The sequence below is a fragment of the Bradyrhizobium guangdongense genome, from assembly GCF_006483445.1.
GTDB classification, from domain to species: domain Bacteria; phylum Pseudomonadota; class Alphaproteobacteria; order Rhizobiales; family Xanthobacteraceae; genus Bradyrhizobium; species Bradyrhizobium guangdongense_A.
The window spans coordinates 1-7,529 of the sequence record NZ_PPPT01000051.1 but is presented as its reverse complement, the minus strand read 5'-3'; the positions used below and the strand labels follow the sequence as shown (position 1 = coordinate 7,529).

Below are 7,529 nucleotides of genomic sequence, written 5' to 3'. Positions count from 1 at the left end.
CCGGACAGCCGTGGGCTTGACCCGGCCATCCACGTGCAACAGCACGCGTGGCAAGACGTGGATGCCCGGGTCAAGCCCGGGCATGACGATATGGAGAGGCTTTGCCGCGATCAAGGTAACGCCCGCTCCAGCAGCGCGCGCGTGTCACTCGGCTCGATGTCCACCGCGCCATACATGCTCGCATGATTGGTCGCGAGCCTTGTCGCGGCGAACAGTTCGGCGTTGCGCGGCGATACGCCGTTCAGCGCGGCTGCAGCCGACAGCAACACAAGCTTTTCGACCGCGAGCCGCGCGACGCGCTCGCCATCCGGACGGCGGAACGCCTTGCCGATGAAAGCGACCGCCTCACCTGCTCCAGGCAAGCTCTTGGTTTCAACGGCAAGAGCTTGCAGCACCGCGGTCGCGGCATCCGGCTCGCGCGCCAGCGCGCGCAAGACATCAAGGCACATCACATTGCCCGAGCCTTCCCAGATCGCGTTGACTGGCGCTTCCCGATAGTGCCGCGCCAAAATACCCTCTTCGACGTAGCCGTTGCCGCCAAGGCACTCCATGGCCTCGTAGAGGAACGGCGGCGCGCTCTTGCAGGTCCAGTATTTGATCGCGGGTGTCAGCAGCCGCATGTAGGCGGCCTCGGCCGGATCATGCGGCGTGCGGTCGAAGGCGCGGCAGAGCCGCATCATCAGCGCGACGCTGGCCTCCACATGCAGCGCCATGTCCGACAGCACCGCCTGCATCAAGGGCTGATCGGCAAGATGCTTCTGGAACACGCTGCGGTGACGCGCATGATGCAGCGCATGCGCGAGCCCCGAGCGCATCAGGCCGACCGAAGCGATCGAGCAATCCTGCCGCGTGAGCTGCACCATCTGGATGATGGTGCGGATGCCCTTGCCCTCCTCGCCGACCGCTTGCGCATAGGCGCCGACGAATTCGACCTCGGAGGACGCATTGGAGCGGTTGCCGAGCTTGTCCTTCAATCGCTGGAACTGGATCGCATTGACGGAACCGTCGGGTGCAAAGCGCGGCATGAAGAAACAGGTGAGCCCCTCATCCGCCTGCGCCAGCACCAGGAAGGCATCCGCCTGCGCCAGCACCAGGAAGGCATCGCACATCGGCGCCGACATGAACCATTTGTGGCCGGTGATGCGATAGGCGCTGCCGTCGCGCACCGCGCGCGTCATGTTGGAGCGCACGTCGGTGCCGCCCTGCTTCTCGGTCATGCCCATGCCGAGCGTCATGCCGCGCTTGTCCCACCACGGCGCAAAGCTGGGGTCGTAGCTCCTGGTCGAGAGCACCGGCATCACCTTGGCGAGCAGATCGGGCTGCATCGCGAGCGCGGCCACCGACGCCCGCGTCATGGTGATCGGACAGAGATGGCCGGTCTCGACCTGCGCGGCCATATAGAATCTTGCCGCGCGCACGACTTCGGCGGCATTGCCTGCAGGCCGGCCGTCGGCGGTCCAGGTGGAGTTGTGCACGCCGGCCTGCGCGCTGTGCGCCATCAACTCATGATAGGCCGGATGAAATTCGACCTGGTCGCGACGGTTGCCGCGGGAATCGAAAGTGCGCAGTTTTGGCGTGTTCTCGTTCGCCACGCGCCCGCGCTCGGCCATCGCGGCTGAGCCCCACGCCTTGCCGAACTCGGACAGCTCTTTTTCTGCCGCAGCACCGCCATTGGCTTTCACGGCCTCGACCAGCGGCCGGTCGGCGGCAAAGAGATCGACGCCCTCGAACGGCGGCGACTGATTGAAGACCTCGTGGGTCGCAAAAGCGGTCATAGCTTACCTCGTGCCGAGCTCAGTTCCGGCGCGGCTGGATCGGGAAATCATAGGCCGCCCCGCCCGCCCCCGGCAGGGAAAAATGCCACCACTCCTTTGAATAGTTCACAAAGCCTTGCCGGGCCATCGCAGCGACCAGCCGATTCCGCCAGGCGCGCTGCTCCGCCGTGATGCTGCGTGCCGCCGTGTGCCCCTTCGTGTCCGTGCAGTCGTAGCCGGTGCCCATGTCGACGCTTCCTTCCGGCGCGCGCGCTTCGACCGGGCCCGTACAATCCGCATAGGCCTTTGACGGATCGAACTTGCCGGAGTTGTCCGCCTTAAGGTCGACCAACGTCAGGTCCAGCGCCGCGCCGGTTGAGTGTTGCGAACGGCTGGCGATATAGCCGAGCCGGAACAGCTCGGTCTTGGGGATTTTCGGATTGTAGCGCCGCTCCGCCGCCGTCTCCCGGCCGTTCTGCGCCCACGCCACCATATCGAGCGACGCGCGCACCGGACGATAGCAATCGAACATCTTGAGCGAGAGGTTTTGCGTGGCGAGGTCCTGCTGCACCGCCTTCAGCCGCTGACCGACGTCGCGCTTTACCACACACTCACCGGCGGCGTAGCCGTTGAGCGGCTTGCCGACAAAATTGTTCGACGTGGCGTAGCGGATGTCCTGGATGATGGTGGGGTCGATGTCGCGCAAATACACGAAGCCACCGGGCAGGCCCCGCTCCTGCGCGGCCACCGGCGTGTGAGCCGAGATCGCAAGCAGCCCGACCAGCGCAGCACGCGCCGCAAACCGGATGCCTCCGCTCATTGCACGCGATCCGAATTGACCAAGAGCTTTGTGATCGCGGTGTCCGTATATTTGTTGCCGGCCCAGACGTCGTCGATGATGAACTTCATCCAATAGGCCTCGACCGGCCGCACGTTGAACAGCTGCGCCGAAATCTTGTCCTCGAGAATGAAGGTCTGCGTTTCGCCGCCGGAAAACACCACGCGAAGCTGACGAACCCGGTTGTTCTTCTGAAAGATGTCGTTGTTCTTCTGGTAGCCGTTCTGCACGTGGATCGATTTGACCCGCCGCAAGCTCTCGAACTCGACCGAGATCCATTCGCCGACACCGTTCCCCTGCGCGCCTTCCACCCAGGCCGTTCCCGTCGAGTCATCAAACAGATTCGAGACCCCGTATGAATGGCCGAACTGGGGTTTCAGCACAGAGCTGACGCAATAGGTTTCAAAGCCGTTGCGGGCACAGCTTTCCCCCGCCGCGGACGGTCGCTGCGGGCGCAGTGCCGCACGCTCGGCGACGGGCGGCTTGTCCTGCGGCTTCACCAGCATGCCGGCCACTGGCCGTTCCGATGACAGCGGCGCCCAGAGATAGATGCGTCCGCCGAGCGTCTGGTCGTAATAGGCCGGCGTCTGCTCGTGCGGCGCGGGTTGCCCGCCACCATCCGTCGCGGTCAGCGCCAGCGCCGCCACGCGCTCGCGCACCTCGACCGCGAGATCGCCGAGATGCAGGTCGGGCCGCTTCAACTGCTCGACGAAGATCCGCGTGAACACCGAATTCTGCGCCGCGTCGCCATTGCTCAGGCGATCGAGCGCGGTCTGGCCGATGCCGGCGGAGTACAGCGTAAAGATCCCGCGCGCCGGCTTAGTGTCGGCGAGCCCCCGCGTGTTGCCGATCGAGCGGCCGGCGGCGCGGGGAAACGGATTGTCGCGGCAGGCGTCGATAATGAGGAAGGCGACCCGCACCGACCTCGCCTGCAGCTCCGCGATCAAATCGGGCTCGGCGATCGAGGCCCCGCGCACCCGCGCTTCAGCGCCCTCGGTCACCGCAGGCACATCGCTCGGCACGAGGTAGTTCACCCCCGCGATCGCCACGCCATGCCCCGCATAGAACACCGCCGCGGTATCGCCCGGCTCGAGCCGCGCGGTGAAGTCCGCGAGACGGTCGATCATCCCCTGCCGGCCGAGATTGGTCCCCAGCACGACATCAAATCCGAGTGACCTCAGCGCCTCAGCAACGCTGGCCGCGTCATTCGCCGCCTTCTTCAATTGCCGGTCCGCCGGCAGGTTTGGATAGAGGTCGTTGCCGATGGCGAGCGCCACACGCTTCTCAGCCCAAGCCGGCGTGGCAAGGCCGACGCCACAAGCGACTGCCAGCGCGGCAAGAATGCGCGAGAGTCGATTAAAATCCCACATGCCTGCCATGGTCCGGTCCGCCGCGCACGACGGACTCGAACCTAGCGCAAAGCGCCAGCCGGGCATACCGGATGGGTCGGCCGGGCTCCAGCCGGCAATGCGTCGTGGATAAGTCCGGACGGGGGATTTGAAGCTTGCCCCGCCCCCCATCCCCCCCTATAGCTCTGCTTTTAATGACCTCCGCATCGAAATCGACCTTCGTCCTCGGTCACCGGCATTTGCTGGGTATCGAGGGCCTTTCCGCTGCCGACATCACCGGCCTCCTCGACCTGTCCGAGGAGTATGTCGAGCTCAACCGCCAGGTGGACAAGAAGCGCACCGTCCTGCGGGGACGGACGCAGGTGAACCTGTTCTTCGAGGCCTCCACCCGCACCCAGTCCTCGTTCGAGCTTGCCGGCAAGCGCCTCGGCGCCGACGTCATGAACATGTCGGTCTCTTCCTCCTCGATGAAGAAGGGCGAGACGCTGATCGACACCGCGGTAACGCTGAACGCGATGCACCCGGACATTCTGGTGATGCGCCATCACGCGTCGGGCGCGGTGGAACTTCTGGCGCGCAAGGTCGACGGTTCCGTGATCAATGCCGGCGACGGTGCGCATGAGCATCCGACCCAGGCGCTGCTCGACGCGCTGACGATCCGCCGCAACAAGGGCCGGCTCGAGGGGCTCGTGGTCGCGATCTGCGGCGACGTGCTGCATTCACGCGTCGCCCGCTCCAACATCATCCTGCTCAACACCATGGGCGCCCGCGTCCGCGTCGTCGGCCCCACCACGCTGCTGCCGCCCGGCATCGAGCGGATGGGCGTCGAAGTCGCGCGCGACATGCGCGAAGGCCTCGAAGGCGCCGACATCGTCATGATGCTGCGGCTGCAGCGCGAGCGCATGAACGGCTCGTTCGTGCCGTCGACGGGCGAGTACTTCCACTACTTTGGGCTGGACCAGAAGAAGCTCGCCTACGCAAAACCCGACGCGCTGGTGATGCATCCGGGTCCGATGAACCGCGGCGTCGAGATCGATACCGCCGTTGCCGACGGCGCGCAGTCGCTGATCCGCGAACAGGTGGAAATGGGAGTGGCGGTGCGCATGGCGGTGCTCGAAGCACTCGCCCGCAACCTGCCCAACGCGTGATGCCAATGCTGACCGATCGCCGCCCCATCCTGCTTGCCAACGCCCGCGTCATCGACCCCTCGCGGGATTTCGACGCTGTCGGCGACGTGCTGATTGCCGACGGCATCGTCCGCGAGACGCGCCGCGGCATCGGTGCGGCCGGCGTTCCCGAAGGCACCGACATCGTCAACTGCTCCGGCAAGATCGTGGCCCCCGGCCTGATCGACATGCGCGCCTTCGTCGGCGAGCCCGGCTTCAGCCACCGCGAGACTTTTGCGACCGCGAGCCAGGCAGCCGCCTCGGGCGGCATCACCACCATCATCTGCCAGCCCGATACGTCGCCCGTGATCGACAATTCGGCGACGGTCGACTTCGTGATGCGGCGCGCCCGCGACACCGCGATCGTCAACATCCAGCCGATGGCGGCCCTCACCAAGGGCATGCGCGGCGAGGAGATGACAGAGTTCGGCCTGTTGAAGGCCGCCGGCGCCGTGGCCTTCGGCGACATCTACCACAGCGTGATGAACGCCCAGGTGATGCGCCGCGCGCTGACCTATGCCCGCGATTTCGACGTGCTGATCGTGCACGACACCGAGGATCCCAACCTCGTCGGCGAAGGCGTCATGAACGAGGGCGAGTTCGCGACGCGGCTCGGCCTGATGGGCATCCCGAATGCGGCCGAGGCGGTCGTGCTCGAGCGCGACATGCGGCTGGTGGCGCTCACTGGCGGCCGCTACCACGCGGCCTCGCTGTCCTGCATCGAGTCGCTCGATGTCCTCAAGCGCGCACGCGACGCTGGCCTTGCCGTCAGCGCGTCCGTCTCGATCAACCATCTGGCGCTGAACGAGAACGATATCGGCCCCTACCGTACCTTCCTGAAACTATCGCCGCCTCTGCGCACCGAGGACGACCGCCGCGCGATGGTGGCGGCCGTCGCCTCCGGGCTCGTCGACGTCATCATGTCCGACCACAATCCGCAGGACGTCGAGGTCAAGCGCCTGCCCTTCGCGGAAGCGGCAAGCGGCGCCGTCGGCCTGCAGACGATGCTGCCCGCGGGCTTGCGGCTCGTGCACAATGGCGAGCTGGAGCTGAAGACGCTGATCAAGGCAATGTCGACGCGCCCTGCCGAAATCCTGGGCCTGCCCGGCGGAACCTTGCGCACCGGCGCGCCGGCCGACGTCATCGTCATCGACGCCGACACGCCCTGGGTACTCGATCCCGTCGACCTCAAGACGCCCTGCAAGAACACCCCGTTCGACGAAGCCCGCTTTTCGGGGCGCGTGGTTCGCACTATTGTCGGCGGACGGACGGTCTATGAACATGTCTAATTCTGCGTGGGGCGTATCCCGGAGGAGCAGCGCCGATGGGACCTGAAGTTTTCCTCCTCGTCGCGTTTGTTATCGGGTACCTCCTCGGCTCAATCCCGTTCGGATTGATTCTGACCAGGCTCGCCGGCACACAGGATCTGCGCTCGATCGGCTCCGGCAATATCGGCGCGACCAACGTGCTGCGCACGGGCAACAAGGGTCTCGCGGCCGCGACATTGCTCGGCGACATGCTGAAAGGCACGGCGGCTGTCTTGATCGCCCGCTATCTGTGGGGACCCAACGCAGCAATGGTAGCTGCGCTTGGCGCCTTCCTGGGGCATCTTTTCCCAATCTGGCTCAAGTTCAAGGGTGGCAAGGGGGTTGCCACCTATATTGGTGTATTGGCCGGCCTATTCTTGCCAGTAGCGCTCATGTTCGCGGTGATCTGGATTGCGACGGCCTATACCACACGGTACTCGTCCTTATCGGCGCTTGTCGCCAGCTTCGTCACTCCGATCACTCTCTGGTACTTTGGCCATTACAATCTCGCCGCGCTATTTGCGATCCTGACTCTGCTCCTGTTCTACATGCACCGCGAAAACATCAAGCGGCTGCAGTCGGGCACCGAGGGCCGGATCGGACAAAAATCGTAACAGGCTGTAACTCAACGCGGGCGCGCCATGGTTGCATGGCTGTTCGCAACTCGTGTTTGGCACTGGTCAACGATTTCCGAACTTGTCATCCTGACATCGGGAATGCGTTGCCGGATTGCGTCTCATGAGCGGGAACGGCGTCATAGGCGAAGAATCGAACCGACCGACCGCCGCCAGCCGGCTGCTCGCCGGCGCCGAGATCTGGTCGCCCGGCGCGGTCAGCGAAGCGCCCGCACCTGTCCCGCCTCCCGCCAGGCCCCCTGCTCCCGAGCTTCCTGCCGTCAAGTCGCCTGAACCTGCGCCTGCACCCAAGGTGATCGCGGCGGCTCCGCCCGCAGCATCACCGACCTGGCCGCCGAAAAAACTCTCGCTGGCGCTGCAAGGGGGCGGCACGTTTGCGGCGTTCACCTGGGGCGTGCTGGAACGGCTGCTGGAGGAACCCTCCGTTGAATTCGACACCATCAGCAGCGCGTTGATCGCCCCGGCGCTGGCGCCGCTGAT

At 65.3% G+C, this 7,529-nt stretch carries 6 protein-coding genes and 1 pseudogene; 4 read left to right on the top strand and 3 right to left on the bottom strand.

What is annotated here, in order from left to right:
- Positions 1-110 precede the first annotated feature (110 nt).
- From C2U70_RS08120 to C2U70_RS08110, 3 genes are read right to left on the bottom strand one after another with little or no spacing between them, the layout of a single operon-like run.
- Positions 111-1,775, bottom strand: coding sequence for an acyl-CoA dehydrogenase family protein (locus C2U70_RS08120; protein ID WP_140977483.1), 1,665 nt, complete (start codon positions 1,773-1,775; stop codon positions 111-113).
- Positions 1,776-1,794: 19 nt separating this feature from the next.
- Positions 1,795-2,574, bottom strand: coding sequence for a M15 family metallopeptidase (locus tag C2U70_RS08115; protein WP_140977482.1), 780 nt, complete (start codon positions 2,572-2,574; stop codon positions 1,795-1,797).
- Positions 2,571-3,971, bottom strand: a complete 1,401-nt coding sequence (locus C2U70_RS08110; protein ID WP_186294130.1) for a caspase family protein — start codon at positions 3,969-3,971, stop codon at positions 2,571-2,573. The genes C2U70_RS08115 and C2U70_RS08110 overlap by 4 nt, the downstream gene beginning before the upstream one ends.
- Positions 3,972-4,135: 164 nt before the next feature.
- Here C2U70_RS08110 and C2U70_RS08105 point away from each other — a divergent pair, with 164 nt between their 5' ends.
- From C2U70_RS08105 to C2U70_RS08090, 4 genes and pseudogenes are all read left to right on the top strand, one after another.
- Positions 4,136-5,089, top strand: coding sequence for an aspartate carbamoyltransferase catalytic subunit (locus tag C2U70_RS08105; protein ID WP_140977480.1), 954 nt, complete (start codon positions 4,136-4,138; stop codon positions 5,087-5,089).
- A 5-nt stretch (positions 5,090-5,094) separates the two neighbouring features.
- Positions 5,095-6,396, top strand: coding sequence for a dihydroorotase (locus C2U70_RS08100; RefSeq protein ID WP_140977479.1), 1,302 nt, complete (start codon positions 5,095-5,097; stop codon positions 6,394-6,396).
- Between the two features lie 35 nt (positions 6,397-6,431).
- Positions 6,432-7,028 (top strand): glycerol-3-phosphate 1-O-acyltransferase PlsY, encoded by a 597-nt coding sequence (gene plsY / locus C2U70_RS08095; protein WP_140977478.1) that lies wholly within the window; start codon positions 6,432-6,434, stop codon positions 7,026-7,028.
- A gap of 124 nt (positions 7,029-7,152) precedes the next feature.
- Positions 7,153-7,529: pseudogene (locus tag C2U70_RS08090) on the top strand (hypothetical protein); the annotation flags it as partial.

Excerpts from the sequence above, each read along its gene's own strand:
- C2U70_RS08120 (WP_140977483.1), bottom strand. The coding sequence starts at position 1,775 with ATGACCGCTTTTGCGACCCACGAGGTCTTCAATCAGTCGCCGCCGTTC.
- C2U70_RS08115 (WP_140977482.1), bottom strand. The coding sequence starts at position 2,574 with ATGAGCGGAGGCATCCGGTTTGCGGCGCGTGCTGCGCTGGTCGGGCTG.
- C2U70_RS08110 (WP_186294130.1), bottom strand. The coding sequence starts at position 3,971 with ATGGCAGGCATGTGGGATTTTAATCGACTCTCGCGCATTCTTGCCGCG.
- C2U70_RS08105 (WP_140977480.1), top strand. The coding sequence starts at position 4,136 with ATGACCTCCGCATCGAAATCGACCTTCGTCCTCGGTCACCGGCATTTG.
- C2U70_RS08100 (WP_140977479.1), top strand. The coding sequence starts at position 5,095 with ATGCTGACCGATCGCCGCCCCATCCTGCTTGCCAACGCCCGCGTCATC.
- plsY (WP_140977478.1), top strand. The coding sequence starts at position 6,432 with ATGGGACCTGAAGTTTTCCTCCTCGTCGCGTTTGTTATCGGGTACCTC.